Source organism: Streptomyces sp. NPDC001732 (assembly GCF_053596315.1).
Map to the genome: position 1 here is coordinate 284690 of NZ_JBSFFY010000002.1, position 23160 is coordinate 307849.

General features: G+C 68.8%; 15 protein-coding genes. 8 read left to right on the plus strand and 7 right to left on the minus strand.

The window, feature by feature from the left end; genetic code table 11:
• Positions 1–160: 160 nt before the first annotated feature.
• From rplJ to ACWCXX_RS04105, 4 genes are all read left to right on the plus strand, one after another.
• Positions 161–691 carry a 50S ribosomal protein L10 gene (gene rplJ, locus ACWCXX_RS04090; RefSeq protein ID WP_392256276.1) on the plus strand — a complete coding sequence of 177 codons (531 nt, stop codon included), beginning with the start codon at positions 161–163 and terminating at the stop codon, positions 689–691.
• 111 nt (positions 692–802) lie between these two features.
• Positions 803–1189, plus strand: coding sequence for a 50S ribosomal protein L7/L12 (rplL, locus tag ACWCXX_RS04095; RefSeq protein WP_451124048.1), 387 nt, complete (start codon positions 803–805; stop codon positions 1187–1189).
• A 619-nt stretch (positions 1190–1808) separates the two neighbouring features.
• Positions 1809–5294, plus strand: coding sequence for a DNA-directed RNA polymerase subunit beta (rpoB, locus tag ACWCXX_RS04100; RefSeq protein WP_451124050.1), 3486 nt, complete (start codon positions 1809–1811; stop codon positions 5292–5294).
• Between the two features lie 130 nt (positions 5295–5424).
• Positions 5425–9324, plus strand: coding sequence for a DNA-directed RNA polymerase subunit beta' (locus tag ACWCXX_RS04105; RefSeq protein WP_451124052.1), 3900 nt, complete (start codon positions 5425–5427; stop codon positions 9322–9324).
• A 94-nt stretch (positions 9325–9418) separates the two neighbouring features.
• Here ACWCXX_RS04105 and ACWCXX_RS04110 read toward each other — a convergent pair whose 3' ends face one another.
• From ACWCXX_RS04110 to ACWCXX_RS04135, 6 genes are all read right to left on the minus strand, one after another.
• Positions 9419–10456 carry a M48 family metalloprotease gene (locus ACWCXX_RS04110; RefSeq protein WP_451124054.1) on the minus strand — a complete coding sequence of 346 codons (1038 nt, stop codon included), beginning with the start codon at positions 10454–10456 and terminating at the stop codon, positions 9419–9421.
• Between the two features lie 20 nt (positions 10457–10476).
• Positions 10477–10986, minus strand: a complete 510-nt coding sequence (locus tag ACWCXX_RS04115) for a Pycsar system effector family protein (protein ID WP_451124056.1) — start codon at positions 10984–10986, stop codon at positions 10477–10479.
• The gene (locus ACWCXX_RS04120) at positions 10983–12335 is read right to left on the minus strand and encodes a hypothetical protein (protein WP_451124058.1); all 1353 of its coding nucleotides are present in this window, start codon (positions 12333–12335) and stop codon (positions 10983–10985) included. Before ACWCXX_RS04120 ends, ACWCXX_RS04115 begins: the two co-directional genes overlap by 4 nt.
• A gap of 36 nt (positions 12336–12371) precedes the next feature.
• A complete protein-coding gene (locus ACWCXX_RS04125; RefSeq protein ID WP_451124060.1) occupies positions 12372–14546 on the minus strand; it encodes a hypothetical protein in 2175 nt (724 codons plus the stop codon).
• Entirely contained in the window at positions 14543–15283 is a 741-nt protein-coding gene (locus ACWCXX_RS04130) for a hypothetical protein (RefSeq protein WP_451124062.1), read from the minus strand. The genes ACWCXX_RS04125 and ACWCXX_RS04130 overlap by 4 nt, the downstream gene beginning before the upstream one ends.
• Before the next feature lie 141 nt (positions 15284–15424).
• The gene (locus tag ACWCXX_RS04135) at positions 15425–16162 is read right to left on the minus strand and encodes a Crp/Fnr family transcriptional regulator (protein WP_451124065.1); all 738 of its coding nucleotides are present in this window, start codon (positions 16160–16162) and stop codon (positions 15425–15427) included.
• 394 nt (positions 16163–16556) lie between these two features.
• On the opposite strand from ACWCXX_RS04135, the gene rpsL reads away from it, so the two are divergent.
• From rpsL to tuf, 4 genes are all read left to right on the plus strand, one after another.
• Complete coding sequence (gene rpsL / locus ACWCXX_RS04140; RefSeq protein ID WP_003948652.1) at positions 16557–16928, plus strand: 30S ribosomal protein S12; 372 nt, start codon at positions 16557–16559, stop codon at positions 16926–16928.
• Between the two features lie 2 nt (positions 16929–16930).
• The gene (gene rpsG / locus ACWCXX_RS04145; RefSeq protein ID WP_093897234.1) at positions 16931–17401 is read left to right on the plus strand and encodes a 30S ribosomal protein S7; all 471 of its coding nucleotides are present in this window, start codon (positions 16931–16933) and stop codon (positions 17399–17401) included.
• A 38-nt stretch (positions 17402–17439) separates the two neighbouring features.
• Positions 17440–19566 carry an elongation factor G gene (gene fusA, locus ACWCXX_RS04150; RefSeq protein ID WP_189544118.1) on the plus strand — a complete coding sequence of 709 codons (2127 nt, stop codon included), beginning with the start codon at positions 17440–17442 and terminating at the stop codon, positions 19564–19566.
• Positions 19567–19726: 160 nt separating this feature from the next.
• Positions 19727–20920: an elongation factor Tu gene (gene tuf, locus ACWCXX_RS04155; protein WP_148838697.1), complete on the plus strand. Its 1194-nt coding sequence runs from the start codon at positions 19727–19729 to the stop codon at positions 20918–20920.
• Between the two features lie 149 nt (positions 20921–21069).
• Here tuf and ACWCXX_RS04160 read toward each other — a convergent pair whose 3' ends face one another.
• The gene (locus ACWCXX_RS04160) at positions 21070–23118 is read right to left on the minus strand and encodes a PIG-L family deacetylase (RefSeq protein WP_451124068.1); all 2049 of its coding nucleotides are present in this window, start codon (positions 23116–23118) and stop codon (positions 21070–21072) included.
• Positions 23119–23160 lie beyond the last annotated feature (42 nt).

Consider the following 23160-nt stretch of genomic DNA (forward strand, 5'->3'; position numbering starts at 1 on the left):
GACCGAAGGATCCGTTGAGTACGGGCGACCTGCGCAGGTGACTGTGGAGAGCTCCCGGATTACGTTCGGTCGAGCTACGCCCTGGCGCCTGCGCCGGGGCGTTTCGTCTTTCCCGGCCCCTTCTGAGCGGTCCTCATCACCCGGAAGGAGGCCGACGCTCATGGCAAGGCCCGACAAGGCTGCCGCGGTAGCCGAGCTGACGGACCAGTTCCGCAGCTCGAACGCCGCCGTGCTGACCGAGTACCGGGGTCTCACCGTGGCTCAGCTCAAGCAGCTGCGCCGTTCGCTCGGTGAGAACGCCCAGTACGCCGTGGTGAAGAACACGCTGACCAAGATTGCGGCCAACGAGGCCGGGATCGACGCGCTCGACGACCTGTTCACTGGTCCGACGGCGGTTGCCTTCGTCACCGGTGACCCGGTGGAGTCGGCGAAGGGTCTTCGTGACTTCGCCAAGGAGAACCCCAACCTCGTCATCAAGGGCGGTGTCCTTGACGGCAAGGCGCTGTCCGCCGATGAGATCAAGAAGCTCGCGGACCTCGAGTCCCGCGAGGTTCTGCTCGCCAAGCTGGCGGGCGCCATGAAGGGCAAGCAGACTCAGGCTGCTCAGGTCTTCCAGGCGCTCCCGTCGAAGTTCGTCCGCACCGCGGAGGCGCTTCGTGCCAAGCAGGCCGAGCAGGGCGGTGCCGAGTAATTCGGCTCGCGCAATGATCGTCGCTGCCTAGGGCGACGGTCGCAGCGGGCCGAACGTACGCCCGCCTACATGTACATCCGGCACCTGCCGAATTAGTGGAAGGACGCCATCATGGCGAAGCTGTCCCAGGACGACCTGCTCGCGCAGTTCGAGGAGATGACCCTCATCGAGCTCTCCGAGTTCGTGAAGGCCTTCGAGGAGAAGTTCGACGTCACCGCCGCTGCGGCCGTCGCCGTTGCCGCCGGCCCGGCCCAGGGTGGCGGCGAGGCCGCTGCCGCCGAGGAGCAGGACGAGTTCGACGTCATCCTCACCGGCGCCGGCGACAAGAAGATCCAGGTCATCAAGGTCGTGCGTGAGCTGACCTCGCTGGGTCTGAAGGAGGCCAAGGACCTCGTCGACGGCACCCCGAAGCCGGTCCTCGAGAAGGTCGCCAAGGAGGCCGCCGACAAGGCTGCCGAGTCCCTCAAGGCCGCCGGCGCTTCCGTCGAGGTCAAGTGACTCGAGGAGTCGTCTGACTCCTTCTGACCACCCGTGCCGCACGGCACGGAGGTCGTCTCACGAAGGGCGATCACCCATCAGGGTGGTCGCCCTTCGGCGTCCCCGACGCCGCTGCCTTGCTCTTCCCGCGGTGACGAGTATGGTGATCATCGCCGTTGCCTTTCGGAGCGGCCGACCGGCGCCGGGAGGCGTTCGGGTGAGGACCTCGGGGCCGCCGACCCCGCTGGGGGGCCTTGACGAACCGCACGCGGCGCGCAATTCTCAGGACGCGTCGCCACATCGATCCGAATCCGAGGCATGGATCGTGGGCGGAGCGGGCAGTAAAGAAGAGCGCACCACGCGCGACAACCGAGTCATGGGTGTTGAGAACAGCTGTTGAGAGCAACGTGGGTCTCTGAGAACCCCGACTGGACATCAGTGTGCCGTTTGGCTACACTGACCCTTTGCGCTGCCTGTTAGCTGCCCCCTGCCCGTCACCAGGGGCATGCCCACGCTTGAGCACCGATGACCGAACGCCCCTGACCTGGCCTTTTCTGGTCGATCAGGAACGGACTGTCTCCGTGACCGACTTGGGACCGGTACGCGCGTAGTGAGTCCGAGCCCTCGGAAGGACCCCCTCTTGGCCGCCTCGCGCAACGCCTCGACCGCGAATACGAACAACGGTGCCAGCACCGCCCCGCTGCGCATCTCCTTTGCAAAGATCAAGGAGCCCCTCGAGGTTCCGAACCTCCTCGCGCTGCAGACCGAGAGCTTCGACTGGCTCCTCGGCAATGCCGCCTGGAAGGCTCGCGTCGAGGCTGCTCTGGACAGTGGACAAGACGTCCCCACAAAGTCCGGCCTGGAGGAAATCTTCGAGGAGATTTCCCCGATCGAGGACTTCTCCGGGTCGATGTCGCTTACGTTCCGCGACCACCGCTTCGAGCCCCCGAAGAACTCGATCGACGAGTGCAAGGAGCGCGACTTCACGTTCGCCGCCCCGCTCTTCGTCACGGCCGAGTTCACCAACAACGAGACCGGCGAGATCAAGTCCCAGACGGTCTTCATGGGCGACTTCCCGCTCATGACCAACAAGGGCACCTTCGTCATCAACGGCACCGAGCGTGTCGTCGTGTCGCAGCTGGTCCGTTCGCCGGGTGTCTACTTCGACTCCTCCATCGACAAGACGTCCGACAAGGACATCTTCTCCGCCAAGATCATCCCGTCCCGGGGTGCCTGGCTGGAGATGGAGATCGACAAGCGCGACATGGTCGGCGTGCGCATCGACCGCAAGCGCAAGCAGTCCGTGACCGTTCTGCTCAAGGCTCTCGGCTGGACGACCGAGCAGATCCTGCAGGAGTTCGGCGAGTACGAGTCCATGCGCGCCACCCTGGAGAAGGACCACACCCAGGGCCAGGACGACGCGCTGCTCGACATCTACCGCAAGCTCCGTCCGGGCGAGCCGCCCACGCGCGAGGCCGCCCAGACGCTGCTGGAGAACCTCTACTTCAACCCGAAGCGTTACGACCTGGCGAAGGTCGGCCGCTACAAGGTGAACAAGAAGCTCGGCGCGGACGAGCCGCTGGACGCCGGGGTCCTCACCACCGACGACGTCATTGCGACCATCAAGTACCTGGTCAAGCTGCACGCCGGTGAGACCGAGACGATCGGCGAGTCGGGCCGGGAGATCGTCGTCGAGACCGACGACATCGACCACTTCGGCAACCGCCGCCTGCGCAACGTCGGCGAGCTCATCCAGAACCAGGTCCGTACGGGTCTCGCCCGTATGGAGCGCGTCGTGCGCGAGCGCATGACCACCCAGGACGTCGAGGCGATCACGCCGCAGACCCTGATCAACATCCGGCCGGTCGTCGCCTCCATCAAGGAGTTCTTCGGCACCAGCCAGCTGTCCCAGTTCATGGACCAGAACAACCCGCTGTCGGGTCTGACGCACAAGCGTCGTCTCTCGGCACTGGGCCCCGGTGGTCTGTCCCGTGAGCGGGCCGGCTTCGAGGTCCGAGACGTGCACCCGTCCCACTACGGACGCATGTGCCCGATCGAGACCCCCGAAGGCCCGAACATCGGTCTGATCGGTTCGCTCGCCTCGTACGGCCGCGTCAACGCGTTCGGCTTCATCGAGACGCCGTACCGCAAGGTCGTCGACGGCCAGGTCACCGACGAGGTCGACTACATCACGGCCGACGAGGAAGACCGCTTCGTCATCGCCCAGGCGAACGCGACCCTCTCCGAGGAACTGCGCTTCACCGAGCCCCGCGTCCTGGTCCGCCGCCGCGGCGGCGAGGTCGACTACGTGCCGGCCGGCGAGGTCGACTACATGGACGTCTCGCCGCGCCAGATGGTGTCCGTCGCCACCGCGATGATCCCCTTCCTGGAGCACGACGACGCCAACCGTGCCCTCATGGGCGCGAACATGATGCGTCAGGCGGTGCCGCTGATTAAGTCGGAGGCCCCGCTCGTCGGCACCGGCATGGAGTACCGCTGCGCCACCGACGCCGGTGACGTGCTGAAGGCCGAGAAGGACGGTGTGGTCCAGGAGGTCTCCGCGGACTACGTCACGGTGACCAACGACGACGGCACGTACACCACGTACCGCATCGCCAAGTTCTCGCGCTCCAACCAGGGCACCTCGGTCAACCAGAAGGTCGTCGTCTCCGAGGGCGACCGGGTCGTCGAGGGTCAGGTCCTCGCCGACGGTCCGGCCACCGAGAACGGCGAGATGGCGCTCGGCAAGAACCTGCTCGTGGCGTTCATGCCGTGGGAGGGCCACAACTACGAGGACGCGATCATCCTGTCGCAGCGCCTCGTGCAGGACGACGTCCTCTCCTCGATCCACATCGAGGAGCACGAGGTCGACGCCCGTGACACCAAGCTCGGCCCGGAGGAGATCACCCGGGACATCCCGAACGTCTCCGAGGAGGTCCTCGCCGACCTCGACGAGCGCGGCATCATCCGTATCGGTGCCGAGGTCGTCGCCGGTGACATCCTCGTCGGCAAGGTCACGCCCAAGGGCGAGACCGAGCTGACCCCCGAGGAGCGCCTGCTCCGCGCGATCTTCGGCGAGAAGGCGCGCGAGGTGCGCGACACCTCGCTGAAGGTGCCGCACGGCGAGATCGGCAAGGTCATCGGCGTCCGCGTCTTCGACCGCGAGGAGGGCGACGAGCTGCCGCCCGGCGTGAACCAGCTGGTCCGCGTCTACGTCGCGCAGAAGCGCAAGATCACCGACGGTGACAAGCTCGCCGGCCGTCACGGCAACAAGGGCGTCATCTCGAAGATCCTGCCGATCGAGGACATGCCGTTCCTGGAGGACGGCACCCCGGTCGACATCATCCTCAACCCGCTGGGCGTCCCGTCCCGAATGAACCCGGGACAGGTCCTGGAGATCCACCTCGGCTGGCTCGCCAGCCGCGGCTGGGACGTCTCCGGCCTCGGCGACGAGTGGGCCAAGCGCCTGCAGGCCATCGGCGCCGACCAGGTCGCCCCCGGCACCAACGTCGCCACCCCGGTCTTCGACGGTGCGCGCGAGGACGAGATCTCCGGTCTCTTCAGCGCCACGATCCCGAACCGCGACGGCGACCGCCTGGTCCAGCCCTCCGGCAAGGCCAAGCTGTTCGACGGCCGCTCCGGCGAGCCGTTCCCGGACCCGGTCTCGGTCGGGTACATGTACATCCTCAAGCTGCACCACCTGGTCGACGACAAGCTGCACGCGCGTTCGACCGGGCCGTACTCCATGATCACCCAGCAGCCGCTGGGTGGTAAGGCCCAGTTCGGTGGACAGCGCTTCGGTGAGATGGAGGTGTGGGCCCTTGAGGCTTATGGCGCCGCATACGCCCTCCAGGAGCTCCTGACGATCAAGTCCGACGACGTGACCGGCCGCGTGAAGGTCTACGAGGCCATCGTCAAGGGCGAGAACATCCCCGAGCCCGGCATCCCCGAGTCCTTCAAGGTGCTCATCAAGGAAATGCAGTCGCTCTGCCTCAACGTGGAGGTGCTGTCCTCGGACGGCATGTCCATCGAGATGCGCGACACGGACGAGGACGTCTTCCGCGCGGCGGAGGAGCTCGGTATCGACCTGTCCCGGCGCGAGCCGAGCAGCGTCGAAGAGGTCTGACGGGTTGGCCGGCCGGATCCCCGTGATCCGGCCGGCTCTCCCCGGACCCGTTCAGACCATTGCTGAAGTGCCCCAATTTCTCGCTTTGACGCGAGGGGGCTCGAACCCCCGAAAGAGGGATTGACGACAAGTGCTCGACGTCAACTTCTTCGACGAGCTGCGGATCGGCCTCGCCACCGCGGACGACATCCGGACCTGGTCGCACGGCGAAGTGAAGAAGCCGGAGACCATCAACTACCGCACCCTCAAGCCCGAAAAGGACGGACTCTTCTGCGAGAAGATCTTCGGTCCGACCCGGGACTGGGAGTGCTACTGCGGCAAGTACAAGCGTGTCCGCTTCAAGGGCATCATCTGTGAGCGCTGTGGCGTCGAGGTCACGCGCGCCAAGGTGCGCCGTGAGCGCATGGGCCACATCGAGCTTGCCGCTCCCGTCACCCACATCTGGTACTTCAAGGGCGTCCCGTCGCGCCTGGGCTACCTCCTCGACCTCGCGCCGAAGGACCTGGAGAAGGTCATCTACTTCGCCGCGTACATGATCACGTTCGTGGACGAGGAGCGCCGTACGCGCGACCTGCCCTCGCTGGAGGCGCACGTCTCCGTCGAGCGTCAGCAGATCGAGAACCGCCGCGACGCCGACCTGGAGGCCCGCGCCAAGAAGCTCGAGACCGACCTGGCCGAGCTGGAGGCCGAGGGCGCCAAGGCCGACGTGCGCCGCAAGGTGCGCGAGGGTGCCGAGCGCGAGATGAAGCAGCTGCGCGACCGCGCGCAGCGCGAGATCGACCGCCTCGACGAGGTGTGGAGCCGCTTCAAGAACCTCAAGGTCCAGGACCTGGAGGGCGACGAGCTGCTCTACCGCGAGCTGCGTGACCGCTTCGGCACGTACTTCGACGGCTGCATGGGCGCCGCCGCCCTGCAGAAGCGCCTGGAGTCCTTCGACCTCGACGAGGAGGCCGAGCGCCTCCGCGAGATCATCCGCACCGGCAAGGGCCAGAAGAAGACCCGTGCGCTCAAGCGCCTCAAGGTCGTCTCCGCGTTCCTGCAGACCAGCAACAAGCCCAAGGGCATGGTGCTCGACTGCGTGCCGGTCATCCCGCCGGACCTGCGTCCGATGGTGCAGCTGGACGGTGGCCGCTTCGCGACCTCCGACCTGAACGACCTGTACCGCCGTGTCATCAACCGCAACAACCGCCTGAAGCGGCTTCTCGACCTCGGTGCTCCCGAGATCATCGTGAACAACGAGAAGCGCATGCTCCAGGAGGCGGTCGACGCCCTCTTCGACAACGGCCGTCGCGGTCGCCCGGTGACGGGCCCCGGCAACCGTCCGCTGAAGTCGCTGTCCGACATGCTCAAGGGCAAGCAGGGCCGCTTCCGTCAGAACCTGCTCGGCAAGCGCGTGGACTACTCCGCGCGTTCCGTGATCGTCGTCGGTCCGCAGCTCAAGCTGCACCAGTGCGGTCTGCCGAAGGCCATGGCGCTGGAGCTCTTCAAGCCGTTCGTGATGAAGCGCCTGGTCGACCTGAACCACGCGCAGAACATCAAGTCGGCCAAGCGCATGGTCGAGCGCGGCCGCACCGTGGTGTACGACGTCCTCGAAGAGGTCATCGCCGAGCACCCGGTGCTGCTGAACCGTGCGCCCACGCTGCACCGCCTCGGCATCCAGGCCTTCGAGCCGCAGCTGGTCGAGGGCAAGGCCATCCAGATCCACCCGCTCGTCTGCACCGCGTTCAACGCGGACTTCGACGGTGACCAGATGGCCGTGCACCTGCCGCTGTCCGCGGAGGCGCAGGCCGAGGCCCGCATCCTGATGCTGTCCTCGAACAACATCCTGAAGCCGGCCGACGGCCGTCCCGTCACCATGCCGACCCAGGACATGGTGCTGGGCCTGTTCTTCCTCACCACGGACGAGGAGGAGCGCAACGTCGTCGGACAGGGCCGTTCCTTCGGCTCCACGGCCGAGGCGATCATGGCCTTCGACGCCCGGGAGCTGTCGCTCCAGGCGAAGGTCGACATCCGCTTCCCGGTGGGCACCATCCCGCCGCGCGGCTGGGTGCCGCCGGTCGCCGAGGAGGGCGAGCAGGAGTTCCAGCCGGGCGACTCGTTCCGGCTGCGCACCTCCCTGGGCCGCGCGCTCTTCAACGAGCTGCTGCCCGAGGACTACCCGTTCGTCGACTACTCGGTCGGCAAGAAGCAGCTCTCCGAGATCGTCAACGACCTCGCCGAGCGCTACCCCAAGGTCATCGTGGCGGCGACGCTCGACAACCTGAAGGCGGCGGGCTTCTACTGGGCGACCCGCTCCGGTGTCACCGTGGCCATCTCCGACGTCGTGGTCCCCGCGGCCAAGAAGGAGATCGTCGCCGGTTACGAGGCGCAGGACGAGAAGGTCCAGAAGCAGTACGAGCGCGGTCTGATCACCAAGGACGAGCGCACGCAGGAACTCATCGCGATCTGGACCAAGGCGACCAACGAGGTCGCCGAGGCGATGAACGAGAACTTCCCCAAGACGAACCCCATCTTCATGATGGTTGACTCGGGTGCCCGAGGAAACATGATGCAGATGCGTCAGATCGCCGGTATGCGTGGTCTGGTGTCCAACGCCAAGAACGAGACGATCCCGCGTCCCATCAAGGCGTCCTTCCGTGAGGGCCTCACCGTTCTGGAGTACTTCATCTCCACGCACGGTGCCCGTAAGGGTCTGGCGGACACCGCCCTGCGTACCGCCGACTCGGGTTACCTGACCCGTCGTCTGGTGGACGTCTCGCAGGACGTGATCATCCGCGAGGAGGACTGTGGCACCGACCGCGGCCTCAAGCTGAAGATCGCGGAGAAGGGCGTCGACGGTGTCCTCCGCAAGACGGAGGACGTCGAGACCTCGGTCTACGCCCGCATGCTCGCCGAGGACGTCGTCGTCGACGGCAAGGTCATCGCGCCCGCCAACGTCGACCTCGGTGACGTGCTCATCGACCAGCTGGTCATGCACGGCGTCGAGGAGGTCAAGACCCGCTCGGTCCTGACCTGTGAGTCCGCGGTCGGCACCTGTGCCTTCTGCTACGGACGCTCGCTCGCCACCGGCAAGCTGGTCGACATCGGTGAGGCGGTCGGCATCATCGCCGCCCAGTCCATCGGTGAGCCCGGTACCCAGCTGACGATGCGTACCTTCCACACCGGTGGTGTGGCCGGTGACGACATCACCCAGGGTCTGCCCCGAGTCGTCGAGCTCTTCGAAGCCCGTACGCCCAAGGGTGTCGCCCCGATCTCGGAGGCGGCAGGCCGCGTCCGCATCGAGGAGACCGAGAAGACCAAGAAGATCGTCGTCACCCCGGACGACGGCAGCGACGAGACGGCGTTCCCGATCTCGAAGCGTGCCCGTCTGCTGGTGGGCGAGGGCGACCACGTCGAGGTGGGCCAGAAGCTCACCGTGGGTGCCACCAACCCGCACGACGTGCTCCGCATCCTCGGCCAGCGCGCGGTCCAGGTCCACCTGGTCGGCGAGGTCCAGAAGGTCTACAACTCGCAGGGTGTGTCGATCCACGACAAGCACATCGAGATCATCATCCGGCAGATGCTGCGCCGCGTGACGATCATCGAGTCCGGCGACGCGGAGCTGCTGCCGGGCGAGCTCGTCGAGCGCTCGAAGTTCGAGACCGAGAACCGTCGTGTGGTCACCGAGGGCGGTCACCCCGCCTCCGGCCGTCCGCAGCTGATGGGTATCACCAAGGCCTCGCTGGCGACGGAATCCTGGCTGTCGGCCGCCTCCTTCCAGGAGACGACCCGAGTCCTGACGGACGCGGCGATCAACGCCAAGTCCGACAGCCTCATCGGCCTCAAGGAGAACGTCATCATCGGTAAGCTCATCCCGGCCGGTACGGGCCTGTCCCGCTACCGCAACATCCGGGTCGAGCCGACCGAGGAGGCCAAGGCCGCGATGTACTCGGCCGTCGGCTACGACGACATGGAATACTCGCCGTTCGGCACGGGCTCCGGCCAGGCCGTTCCGCTGGAGGACTACGACTACGGTCCGTACAACCAGTAGGCGAGTCGCCTGAACGAACCGGAGGGCGGCCACCCCGTACGCACGGGGTGGCCGCCCTCCGGCGTTTTCCGGGGCACCGCGCGGGTGGTCGCGACTACAGGTAGGGCCGCAGATGGTGCAGCCGGGTCGGGACGTCGGGGTGGGTGGAGAGCAGCCGGGCAGGTGCCGACTCGCGCTCCGGCCGTTCTCCCGCGACGGCGGACGCCTGCTGCCGCGCCCGGGTCTCGTCCGTGTACATCATCTCCAGCACCTCGGCGAGTTCCGGGGCGAATCCGAGTGCCGCGGCGTGCCGGTCGGCCCGGAGCTCGGCGCGACGCCCCACGGCCGCCGACAGGTACGGGAGCACGAGCAGCAGCGGGAGCCCGTACAGGACCCAGGCGGCGGTGGAGGTGAGCCCGCCGAGCACGAGGAGCAGGACGCCGACGGCGAGGTAGGCGGCACACCGGGCGGGCGTGACGACGGAACGGGCCGTCGCACGGAGCACCCGCCGGGCCGCCCGGCAGGGAAGCGCGTACCAGTGGCCGAGCAGCAGCGACCACGCGTGACCGCCGGTGTGGTGCCCCAGTTCATGGGCGAGTACGGCGGCCAGCCGGCTGCTCGACAACCGTTCCAGTGCGAACCGGGTGACCCCCACGATGTGTCCTGCGGCGGCGTACGCGTTGAGGGAGTCGCTCTCCTCGATCCAGAGCCGGTACCGGGCACCGTCGACCCCGGCGGCGGCCGTCACCTCCCGCCAGACCGGCTCCAGCCGTGCGGCCTCCCGGGGCATCGGACGCCGCAGCCCGAACAGGTGACGAGCGAGAAGGTCTTCCGTGGGGCGGTGGAAGACCAGGGCGCCGGAGGCCACCCAGAGGGTGGTCGGTATCCAGAACGGCGCCCCGAGGCAGCCGTCCAGGAGCACGCTCGCGAGCAGCACCACCAGCGCGCTCGTCAGGAAGGCGGGCAGCGCCAGCGCCAGCTGCCCCAGTGCGGTGACGTCCATGCGCCGCTGGTGCGCCGTGTAGTACACGCGTCGGCCGGGGCCGTGCTCGTAGAGCAGGTCGTCGGGTAGGGGCGGTGTGCTGCCGGTCGGGTCCGGGGGTGGTACGGAGCCCTTGCCCGGGTCCGGGGGCCGAGGTGTCGGTGGCGTCATGATCGTCCTTTGGAGGGGTGTCAGCCGAGGAGCAGCGAGGCGGGGAGCAGGACGGTGCCGACGGAGTAGGCGAGCAGCCCCACCCGTATCCACCGGTGCTTGCACACGGCGATCCGGCTGGTCTCGGTCAGAGCCGTGACGAGGGCGGCGGACCGCGCGTTCCTGGTGGCATCGAGGGCTTCCGGCAATCGGTTCTGCCGGGCGGCGCGCCGGATGTCCGCGAAGTAGGTGAGCGGATCCCCGGGGGCCCAGGCACTGCCGTGGTAGCGCGGCAGTATCGCCATCAGCATGGAGAACAGGGCGGCCGCCAGCCCGCCGACGCCCGTCCACCACAGGGCCGCCCCGGAGCCGGAGAGCGCATCCGGCCGCCACCCGCCGCCCGCCAGCCAGCCGCTGATCACGCCGGCGGTCATGCCGAGCGCGGCGACCAGTACGGACGCCTTGCTGTCGGCCCGTGCGATCTCGGCCCGCAGGTCGAGGAGGAGCCGGTCCCCGGCATCGGTGTGCCGGACCGGTGGGTTGTCGGTCATGTGCCCGCGTCCTCCCGGCCCGGCGCTTCCTCCAGGTCTTCCGTGCCGGCCGTGGGTGCGGCCGCGCTCTTCGGCTCCAGGGGAGTGCTGCCGTAGCCCGGTGGGGGGTGCCAACCGGGGAACGGACTCGACGGCTCGCCCGTCTCCGGAGCGGCGGTGGCGAACGGGGTTCTGCCGGGCCGGGACATGTCCGGTGCGATCAGGTCCGGTATCGCAGCCGGGACGTCCTGCGGCATCGACACGGTCAGCCGTCCCCCGGCCGTGCCCTGTGCGGTGACGCCGGGAAGGTGCTGGTCCAGTACGTCGATCAGGGCCTGGAGAGCGTGCTTCTTCGGTGCCTCCAGCTCGTGGCTCTCCGCGCTGTCGCTCTTCAGCAGCTCTCCGGCCAGCTCCATTCGCGCCTTGATCATGTGCAGTTGGTCCTGGCGCAGGCTCGCCACCACAAGCCTGGTGTCTTCGGGGTGGTCGGCCAGGTGGAGCGCCCATGCGCGGACGCCGCCCTGTTCCAGGTGCTTCTCGTAGAAGGCGATCTTCTCCGCGTTCATCTGCTGCAACTCCATCCGGCGACGGGCCCGGTCGACCTCTTCGGTGTGCTGCTGTTTCTGCTGTCGCAGCCTCAGCCGGTGCTGCTGCTCCTCGAACTCGGCCGCGCGTCCCCACTGGAGCGCGTCCTGCTCCCTGACACGCCGGTCGATCGCGGCGTCGTGCTCCTGGCCGAGGTGTTCGGTGCGGATCCGTTCGGTGGCCGTGTGGTCGATGGACCGCATGCGCCGGACGTGATCGATGGCCTCCTGGTCTCCGCGCAGCCGGACCGTCCAGGTCGTCGTGAGCCCCGCCCGGGTGCCGAGCACCCCCTGGACGCGGACTTCCCGCAGGAGTGCTTCCTCGGCCGCCGCGCTCCGGGAGACGGGGTGGCGGCGGGTGACGGGCCGGGCCGACTGCTCCAGCTCGCCGATCAGCAGCCGCGGCACGTCACGGTGCCGGCTCGCCACGAACAGCGCGGGATCGACGACCTGCCACGAGAGTTCGACGACCGCCGCGAACTCGAAGGCGTCGTCATCGCTCGGCAGGGAGATCTCCTCGCGCACGGGATGGACACCCATGTCGACCTCGTACACCGAGGTGTAGCGCTTCGCGGCGGCTCCGGCCCGGGTGGGGCGGACCGGCGGGAGATAGGTGTCGTACGAGCCGTCCGGGGCCGAGAAGACCAGGGCGTGGTCGATCCGGGTGAGCGGACGCCGGGCGAATCCGAAGCGGGACAACTGCCGGACCGTGACCACCGGGTCGGTCAACCGCGTCCCGCGGTCGGCCCGTTGGTCCCAGTCGGGTGCTCGGCGGAATTCGGGCATGGGCACTCTCCTGTTGCTGTGGATGGGTCGCGCGGGTCAGGAACACGGCAGGACGGCCAGCAGCCGACCCGTCACGGGCGGGGGATCGGCGCCGTCCTCGCCGGGCATCGTCCGCAGGAGGTGGCTGATCCGCTGCTGCTCCGGCGGCGTGGCGACGAGCGAGGGCAGCAGCGCGGCGAGTGCCCACTCCGCATGGGCGTCGTGGTCCGCCGACAGCACCCAGTGGTGCAGCACGTCGAGGGCGTCCCGGGTGTGGCCCCGGTCGCCCAGGGCGGTGCGCCACAGCTCGACGATGCCGTCGGCGTCCGGTGTCCGCGCCGCCGACGCCCGTGCGTACCAGGACAGAACGCGCGGTTGGCCGTGGCGTTCGTCCTGTTCGGTCCGGCGGCAGGCGCTGAGGAAGCCGCCGAGGGCGAGGCCGGTCGCCGGACGGTCGTCGTGCAGCGTCCTGACCAGCTCCGCGAGCACGTCCTCGGCCGCCGGCGACAGTAAGAGCAGCTCCACGGACTCGGCGAGTTGCCCCGAGAGATCCGGATCGGGTTCCGGCTGCCCTGCCTGGTGCCGGGCCGCCGCGCGCAGTGCCGCCAGGGTCTCCGACGGGCGTTCCGGCCCGATCAGTCCGTGGGCGCGGATGGCCACCCAGCGCAGTGACGACTCGTCGCTCTCGCACCAGGCGTCGAGGATGCGCGGCACGTTGGGAGTGCCCAGCATGTGGGTGAGCGTGAGCGCGTTGACGGCGACGAGACGGTGCCGGTAGAGGTGGGAGGAGGCCCACGGCTCGATGACCAGTGCCATGGCGGACGGCAGATCGGTGTGGGCGAGGACGGCGACGGTGGAGGCGGCGCGGGTGCGTACGAAGGGCCGCCCGTCCCCGGCCAGCTGTTGCAGCCAGTGCACGAGCGCGGGCCGCGCCGAGGGATGCCCGGTCCATATCTCGCGCAGCAGCACCAGCGGGGCCCGCTCGTCGAGATAGGCGGCCTTCACCTGACGGACCGGGCCCCACTCGGTGGGTTCCTCGGCCTCGAACCGGTGCGCCCGCGCCAGCTGGAGCCGTTTGCCGATGTGCGTACCGAAGACCGGGACGGCGGCGCGCCGCATCCCGCTCTCGGTCTCCTGGAGGAAGGCGTAGAGCAGATCGCCCAGTTCCGCCGTCAGGGCGTACGGCCCGTCGTCGAAGGCCGCCAGCGCGACGAGGAACGCCTTCTCGCGCAGGTGCAGTACGGTCCCGTCGTCCTCGAACCACTCCTGGACCTGGTTCTCCAGGGCGACCAGGGAGAAGGCGTCGAGATGCGTGGCGTCGGCCTCCCCGGCCACGTAGTCGGCCAGGAGCCGGGCGAACTCGGCGGCCTCGCGCGGCTGGTGGCTGCGTTCGAGGAACGCGGTCACGGCGGGCAGGGCCAGCAGCTCCGGCACCCCGTCCTCGCCGTCCAGCAGTACCTTCAGGTGCGCGGCGAGGACCTCACCGGGCGCGGGCGCCCGCCACTGCACCACCGGTACGTCCTCCAGCAGGGTGGCCGGCCCCACGGTGATCACCAGGTACGCCTCCTCGCCCAGCTCCTTGCGGGCGGCCAGCAGGTCCGCCTCCCGCAGCGGTCGGCCCGGCACGGTGACCAGGTCGCACAGGATGTGCCCGGTCCGGCCGCCGGGCGGCTCACCGCCACCGAGACCGTTCGTGAGCAGGCCGGGGGTGGTGTCCCGGTCGATCGCCCGGACCGGTTCCGCGCGGATCCGGTGCAGCAGCATGAGAGCGGCGGTCCGCCGGCCGGCGAAGTACGGGCCCGAGAGGACCAGCACGTGCTCGTCGCGGAGCCGGTCGGCCAGCGCCTCGAAGTCGTCGCGTCCGGGGACGAAGCAGGCCGCCAGCTCTTCCAGGGCGGACTGGGCGATCTCGCCCGAGGTGTGGAGCGCCGAGGACGCGCCGAACTGGTAGACGACCTCGGTCCGCTCCAGCAGGACGTCCCCGTAGAAGGTGCCGCCGCCGATGCCGTGGTTGGTCCCGCCGAAGACGCCCCCGCCGACCTGGGAGCCGTCCCCGAACCCCATGGTCCGCGGGGTGTGGTTCTCCAGGTCCCGCCGGGCCGCCCAGGCGGGCTGCGGCTGGTCGGTCTCCTCGGCGGTCTGCCCGTCGGCCCGGTGGCTCTCCGTCGGCTCGGCGCTCTGGTCGTCCCCGGGCGGGGGCTGGGCTCCCTGCGCCGGTTCCTCGGCGCTCACCGGTCCCCGCCGCCGAACCGGACGTCCCCGTGGAAGACGCCGCCGCCGATGCCGTGGTTGGTCCCGCCGAAGACGCCGCCGTTGACCGGGGCACCGCCGGGGCCGGGGACCGGCACCGGAGCCGACGGGGCGGCCGGGTCCGCGTCCGCGGTCTGCGGGCGCTCCTTCGGAAGCGGGCCGTGCAGCCACGCGCCGAGCGGGCCGTTCTTGCTGTCCACCGTGACGGAGTGGAACTCCTCGGCCGGGACGCCCGTGTGACCGTGCCGTACGACTCCCTGGTACACCGTGTCGGACACGCAGAGCGCGAAGTCGTCCCGACGGGCCCGCAGGGAGGCCCGCAACGCGTCCGCGTCCAGCAGCCTGCACGCGTGGTTGAGGTCGCTGCCCACCCAGCCGTCGAGCGGGTCCACCGCGACGTACCCGGAGGCGAGCACTCCCCGCAACCGCATCTGCGCCGCGGCGGAGGCACGCCGGTTCTGGCTGCGCAACCGGGCCGGCACCTCGGTCAGCAGCGTCCGCAGCAGGGCGATCACCGAGCAGTTGGCGTCGATCAGCTCCATCACGGAGTCACCGCGGTCCGCCCGCCGCCGCCGGGTCTCGTCGATCCCGGCGGCCAGCAGCGTCCGGTCGGCCAGGTCGTAGAGCATGCGGCGCAGGTACGCCTGCTCGACGTCGTCCCGCTCGCTGTACTTCTCGATGTCGAGCAGCAGGATCGTGCTGTTCACCGGATCGTTCATGGGGTGCCTCTCGCTCGTGTCTCCGTGGATCGAGGACACGAGCGTGGGGCCGGGCGGGGCTCGGCGGTGAGGAACGATGACGCACTCGGTGTGTGACCGTGTGCACAGAGGGACGGCCGCCGGCCGCTCCGTCCGCCCGCGCTACGGAGCCTGCGGGGCCTCCTGGCGGACGGCCGGCCGTACGGCGGATTCCTGGGCTCGGGCGATCCGGCGGAGCGCGTCCGGCCGTACGATCACCATCGCCCGCCGCCCCGTCAGCACGATGCCCCGCTCGCGCAGGTCCTTCAGCAGTCGCTGGACCATTTCCCTGGACGCCCCGACCGCCCCGGCCAGCTCCTGCTTGCTGAGCGGTATGTCGAGTTCGATGCCTTCGTCCGTGCGGTCGCCGTGGGTGCGTGCCAGATCCAGCAGCAGGACGGCGAAGCGTTCCCGTACCGTCATCGCCGCGAACTCCAGGCTCCGCCGGTCCGCGGCGCGGGTACGGTCGGCGGTCAGTGCCAGGAGGGCGAGGGAGACCTCGGGGGAGCCGGCCACGAACCCGCGGAACTTCTCGTGCGGCACGACCACGGCCCGTACGGGGGACAGCGCGGTCACCGTCGCCGAGCGCGGCCGACCGGTCAGCGCGGCCGATTCCCCCACGATGTCGCCGGGGCCGCGCAGCGCGTGCAACGCCTCGTAACCATTGGGGGCAGAGGTGGTGACCTTCGTCCATCCGTTGACGATCAGCAGGACGTACGCGGACGGCTCGTCCTGTCTGAGCAGAGGGGTCCGGGAGGCGAAACCCAATTCGCGGCCCAGTCCGAGCAGGGATATCCGCTCGTTCCGTTCCAGGCGGGCGAGGAAGGGCACCCGGTCGCCGAGCCCGTCGCCGTCGGGCATGTACACCGCCATACCGTCCCCCGATCGTCCCCCGCGCGGTTCAATGTACTGAGAATGCGTATTGCCGCATCCACCAAGGTCGTTTTCCTGCCGTGCCCCCGAGGTCGGCTGTCTCGATCTCGTCGGCCATGAGCTGCGAAAGTCCGGCGTGTTCCGATGGACAGCATTTGTTTTGACCGGAGTCGGTGAGGTAGGTACGCTCAGACCTTGTGCCTGGGGTGTGCCTGGGCTCGTGTGCGTGTCCTCAACCGCATGGCGAGTCCGTCAGGGGCCACCGTGATCTGCGCTCCCTCTGCCTTGCGGCGGAAGTCTGCAGCATTCGACACACCCGACCGCGTGGGTCGGTGACGTTCCAGGTTAGTTTCACGAACGGCACACAGAAACCGGAGAAGTAGTGCCTACGATCCAGCAGCTGGTCCGGAAGGGCCGGCAGGACAAGGTCGAGAAGAACAAGACGCCCGCACTCGAGGGTTCGCCCCAGCGCCGCGGCGTCTGCACGCGTGTGTTCACGACCACCCCGAAGAAGCCGAACTCGGCACTCCGCAAGGTCGCGCGTGTGCGTCTGACCTCCGGTATCGAGGTCACGGCCTACATCCCGGGTGAGGGACACAACCTGCAGGAGCACTCCATCGTGCTCGTGCGTGGTGGCCGTGTGAAGGACCTGCCGGGTGTTCGTTACAAGATCATCCGCGGCTCCCTTGACACCCAGGGTGTCAAGAACCGCAAGCAGGCCCGCAGCCGCTACGGCGCCAAGAAGGAGAAGTAAGAATGCCTCGTAAGGGCCCCGCCCCGAAGCGCCCGGTCATCATCGACCCGGTCTACGGTTCTCCTCTTGTCACCTCGCTGATCAACAAGATCCTGCTCAACGGCAAGCGCTCCACCGCCGAGCGGATCGTGTACGGCGCCATGGAAGGCCTCCGCGAGAAGACCGGCAACGACCCGGTCATCACGCTGAAGCGCGCGCTTGAGAACGTCAAGCCCTCGCTCGAGGTCAAGTCCCGCCGTGTCGGTGGCGCCACCTACCAGGTGCCGATCGAGGTCAAGCCCGGTCGCGCCTCCACCCTCGCGCTGCGCTGGCTCGTGGGTTACTCCCGCGCCCGCCGCGAGAAGACCATGACCGAGCGCCTCATGAACGAGCTGCTCGACGCCTCCAACGGTCTTGGCGCTGCCGTCAAGAAGCGTGAGGACACCCACAAGATGGCCGAGTCCAACAAGGCCTTCGCGCACTACCGCTGGTAGTCGCTACCCACATCGAGACCGAGAGAAGACTGAGCCTTATGGCCACCACTTCGCTTGACCTGGCCAAGGTCCGCAACATCGGGATCATGGCCCACATCGACGCGGGCAAGACGACCACCACTGAGCGGATCCTGTTCTACACCGGCGTTTCGTACAAGATCGGTGAAGTCCACGACGGCGCTGCCACGATGGACTGGATGGAGCAGGAGCAGGAGCGCGGCATCACGATCACGTCCGCCGCGACGACCTGTCACTGGCCGCTCAATGATGTTGACCACACCATCAACATCATCGACACCCCGGGTCACGTCGACTTCACCGTCGAGGTGGAGCGTTCGCTCCGCGTCCTCGACGGCGCCGTCACCGTGTTCGACGGTGTTGCAGGCGTCGAGCCGCAGTCCGAGACCGTTTGGCGTCAGGCGGACCGCTACGGCGTGCCGCGCATCTGCTTCGTCAACAAGCTCGACCGCACCGGTGCCGACTTCTTCCGCTGCGTCCAGATGATCACGGACCGCCTCGGCGCGACCCCGATCGTCATGCAGCTCCCGATCGGTGCCGAGGCCGACTTCACCGGTGTCGTCGACCTCGTGACGATGAAGGCGTTCGTCTACCCCGCGGAAGCGACCAAGGGCGAGGCGTACGACATCGTCGACATCCCCGCCGAGCTCGCGGAGAAGGCCGAGGAGTACCGCGGCAAGCTCCTCGAGGCCGCCGCGGAGAACGACGAGGCGCTCATGGAGCTCTACCTGGAGGGCGAGGAGCCTTCCGCGGAGCAGCTCTACGAGGGCATCCGTCGCATCACCATCAACTCCGGCAAGGACGACGCGGTCACCGTCACCCCGGTGTTCTGCGGTACCGCGTTCAAGAACAAGGGCGTCCAGCCCCTGCTCGACGCCGTGGTTCGTTACCTCCCCTCGCCCCTGGACGTCGAGGCCATCGAGGGCCAGGACGTCAAGGACCCCGAGGTCGTCGTCAAGCGCAAGCCGTCCGACGACGAGCCGCTCGCGGCGCTGGCGTTCAAGATCATGAGCGACCCGCACCTCGGCAAGCTCACCTTCGTCCGGGTCTACTCGGGCCGCCTGGAGTCCGGCACGCAGGTGCTGAACTCCGTCAAGGGCAAGAAGGAGCGCATCGGCAAGATCTACCGCATGCACGCGAACAAGCGTGAGGAGATCGAGTCGGTGGGCGCGGGCGACATCATCGCCGTCATGGGCCTGAAGCAGACCACCACCGGTGAGACGCTCTGCGACGACAAGGCGCCGGTCATCCTGGAGTCCATGGACTTCCCGGCCCCGGTCATCCAGGTCGCCATCGAGCCCAAGTCCAAGGGCGACCAGGAGAAGCTGGGTGTCGCCATCCAGCGCCTCTCCGAAGAGGACCCGTCCTTCCAGGTGCACTCCGACGAGGAGACCGGCCAGACCATCATCGGTGGTATGGGCGAGCTGCACCTCGAAGTGCTCGTCGACCGCATGAAGCGCGAGTTCCGCGTCGAGGCGAACGTCGGCAAGCCGCAGGTCGCGTACCGCGAGACGATCCGCAAGGCCGTCGAGCGCGTCGACTACACCCACAAGAAGCAGACCGGTGGTACCGGTCAGTTCGCCAAGGTGCAGATCGCGATCGAGCCCATCGAGGGCGGCGAGGCCTCGTACGAGTTCGTCAACAAGGTCACCGGTGGCCGCATCCCCAAGGAGTACATCCCCTCGGTGGACGCGGGCGCCCAGGAAGCCATGCAGTTCGGCATCCTGGCCGGCTACGAGATGACGGGCGTTCGCGTCATTCTTCTCGACGGTGGCTACCACGAGGTCGACTCCTCCGAGCTGGCCTTCAAGATCGCCGGTTCGCAGGCCTTCAAGGAGGCCGCGCGGAAGGCGTCCCCGGTTCTCCTCGAGCCGATGATGGCCGTCGAGGTCACCACGCCCGAGGACTACATGGGCGATGTCATCGGCGACATCAACTCCCGCCGTGGCCAGATCCAGGCCATGGAGGAGCGCAGCGGCGCTCGCGTCGTGAAGGGCCTCGTGCCCCTCTCGGAGATGTTCGGCTACGTCGGAGACCTCCGCAGCAAGACCTCGGGTCGCGCAAGCTACTCGATGCAGTTCGACTCCTACGCCGAGGTTCCGCGGAACGTCGCCGAGGAGATCATCGCGAAGGCCAAGGGCGAGTAACTCTCCCGAGCTCACGCTTTAGGCTTGTCACCGGAGCCTGGTGGGGCATTCCTCGCAGAGCGAAAGCAATGTGTTGAATGCCCCCGGGCCCGGCATCCCAGCAAAGATCACCTGGCGCCGATGAAGCAAGGCGTACAGAACCACTCCACAGGAGGACCCAGTGGCGAAGGCGAAGTTCGAGCGGACTAAGCCGCACGTCAACATCGGCACCATCGGTCACATTGACCACGGTAAGACGACCCTCACGGCCGCCATTACCAAGGTGCTGCACGACGCGTACCCGGACCTGAACGAGGCCTCGGCCTTCGACCAGATCGACAAGGCTCCCGAGGAGCGCCAGCGCGGTATCACCATCTCGATCGCGCACGTCGAGTACCAGACGGAGTCGCGTCACTACGCGCACGTCGACTGCCCGGGTCACGCCGACTACATCAAGAACATGATCACCGGTGCCGCGCAGATGGACGGCGCCATCCTCGTGGTCGCCGCCACCGACGGCCCGATGCCGCAGACCAAGGAGCACGTGCTCCTGGCCCGCCAGGTCGGCGTTCCGTACATCGTCGTCGCCCTGAACAAGGCCGACATGGTGGACGACGAGGAGATCCTGGAGCTCGTCGAGCTCGAGGTCCGCGAGCTGCTCTCCGAGTACGAGTTCCCGGGCGACGACGTTCCGGTCGTCAAGGTCTCCGCGCTCAAGGCCCTTGAGGGCGACAAGGAGTGGGGCCAGTCCGTCCTCGACCTGATGAAGGCCGTCGACGAGGCCATCCCGCAGCCCGAGCGTGACGTCGACAAGCCGTTCCTGATGCCGATCGAGGACGTCTTCACGATCACCGGTCGTGGCACCGTCGTCACCGGTCGTATCGAGCGTGGTGTCCTCAAGGTCAACGAGACCGTCGACATCGTCGGTATCAAGAACGAGAAGACCACCACCACGGTCACCGGCATCGAGATGTTCCGCAAGCTGCTCGACGAGGGCCAGGCCGGTGAGAACGTCGGTCTGCTCCTCCGTGGCATCAAGCGCGAGGACGTCGAGCGCGGCCAGGTCATCATCAAGCCCGGTTCGGTCACGCCGCACACCGAGTTCGAGGCCCAGGCCTACATCCTGTCGAAGGACGAGGGTGGCCGTCACACCCCGTTCTTCAACAACTACCGCCCGCAGTTCTACTTCCGTACCACGGACGTGACCGGCGTCGTGACCCTCCCCGAGGGCACCGAGATGGTCATGCCGGGCGACAACACCGTCATGTCGGTCCAGCTGATCCAGCCGGTCGCCATGGAGGAGGGCCTGAAGTTCGCCATCCGTGAGGGTGGCCGGACCGTGGGCGCCGGCCAGGTCACCAAGATCGTCAAGTAATTACCTGACTGTCTGACCTGGTTGCTCCGCACAGAGCACCAAGAAGGGCCCCGGCCCACCGCGCGAGCGGTGGACCGGGGCCCTTCGGTGTGTGCGGGGGGTGCTTGTAGACGTTGTGCGGGGCGCTCGCCGCGGAGGCCCGGCGGCTCTCAGGGGTGCCAGATCCAGGGCAGGGCGTCGGGGCCCAGGGCCACCACCACCGGTCGGCCGTCCTTCCCGACGTGGAGCGCGGGTCCGTCCAGTGACACCGGTCCCTGGCGCCGTACGGTGGTCCCGTCGGGCGTACGGAGCTGGAGCAGGCCCTTTGCGGTGCGGCCGAGCAGCACCGGGCCGCGCGGCGTGGGGGCGGCGGCCACCGGCCCGTACCCGTCGAAGTCCGGCAGGTCGGCGGCGCGGTTGTCGAGGCCGTCGGCGTCGGTCCGCACGGTCGTCAGGGTGGCCTTCGCCGCCGCGCGGTAGGACAGCTCGACGGAACCGTCCGTCCCGGGCAGCGCGGCCGGGCCGTCCCCCGGCACCGGCACCCCGCCGATCTGGGTGCGCGCGGTCACCGCTTCGCCGGGCGCGTCCTGCGTCCAGTGGTGCACCGCGAACCGTCCCGCCGCGAAGACGTGGACCCGCCCCGCGTCGTCCACCACGGCGGACAGCCCGTCCTGGACCTCGCCGCCGCCCGTGTCCTGCCATCCGCTCCACCGGCCGGCCGTGTCCCGCACCCGGGTGCTGAGACCTTTCTCCGCGTTCCGTACGAAGAGGTGGACCCGCCCGTCGGGCGCGGCGACCGCGACCGGGACACCGATCCGGCGCCCGGCGTCCTGCCCCCGCGCCGGATTCCCCAGCCCCTGCCAGGCGCGGAAGCCGCCGCCGGGCGAGCGCTGCTCCAGCACGACGATCTCGCGTTCGTTGTTCGCCCCGTGGCCGCTGAGGGCCGAGAACCGCAGGCCGAACAGCAGATGGCGGCCGTCCGGCAGGGTCGCGCCGCCCAGGACCGGGGCGAGCGGGCCGCCGCCCAGGTCGTCCGGGGCACCCCACTTCCCGCTGCCCGGCGCGCTCTCGCGCAGGCGCACCGCCCGCAGCCCCAGCACGCCGTAGGCGACGAGCCGCCCGTCCGGGTCGGTGGCGACGACGGGCCGGGGCCCCGGGTGGCGGTAGTGGGTGGAGCGCACCCAGCCCTTGCGGTTGGTCAGCGGCCGGTCGCCGCCCACGTTGTAGTCCCCGCAGCCCGCCGGGTTGCCGCACCGCCAGTCCACCGAACCCCCGTAGGGCACCAGGTGCGAGGCCTTCTCGGCCAGTACGGCGGGCGGCAGGTTCTTCGGCCAGTGCCGGTTGTAGTAGCCCCGGAACGACGTGGTGGTGAAGGCCGGCACCTCGCCGCCGTTCCAGGTGGCCCGCGCCACCCACCGGATCAGCGCCGCCCAGGTGAACAGCGCGGTCGCGGTGTGGTCGGGGTGGTCGGAGTAGCCCTGTTGCTCGCTGTCCCGGCGGCGGACGGCCTCGCTGCTGTGCTGGATGTCCGGGTCCGGGTCCAGGGTGTGCACGACGGTGGGCCGGTACCGGTCGAAGAGCCCGACCAGGGCGTCGAGCAGCCCGTCGTAGGTGTACGAGCCCGCCCGCGTCAGGGGGGAGCCCTCGGTGACGACGGTGCGCAGGACGAGCCGCCGGTCCTGCCAGAGGCTGGGCAGCCCGAGGCGTCCGTACGAGGTGTGCATGGCGGTGTTGACGAAGATCAGCTCGACCCTGCGGCCACCGGCGGCGAGGGTGTTGATCTCGGCGCGGTGGCCGTCGTGCAGGTCGATGACGGACTTGTGCCAGGGGGTGAACAGGTCGAGGCCGAGCAGGGTCGCGTACGCCTGGCGGAGCCCCTGGTGGCGGGCCGAGGAGTACGCGGCCTTGTCGGGCGGGGGCGTGGGGCGGCCGGGCACCCGGTTGATGCCGTCGGCCTCGCCGCCGGTCAGATAGACGCAGACCAGGGGAGTCCCGGCGTCGAGGGCCTGCTGGGTGTCCGGGTTCATGAAGTACAGGTCGTCGTCCGGGTGGGCGAGGATCTGCATCATCAGGGCCCGCTGCGAGGTGTTGATCCGCAGACCGGGCAGGGGGTCCGCGGCCGGGTTGCGGCGGCGGGGCGACGAGGGAGCCGTGCAGGCGGTGAGGGCCGCGAGTCCGGTCGCGCCGACTGCCGCCGTCATCAGGGTGCGTCGCGGCATCCCCGTGCGGGATGCGCGCGACGCGGGTCTGTCTGCTCTGTC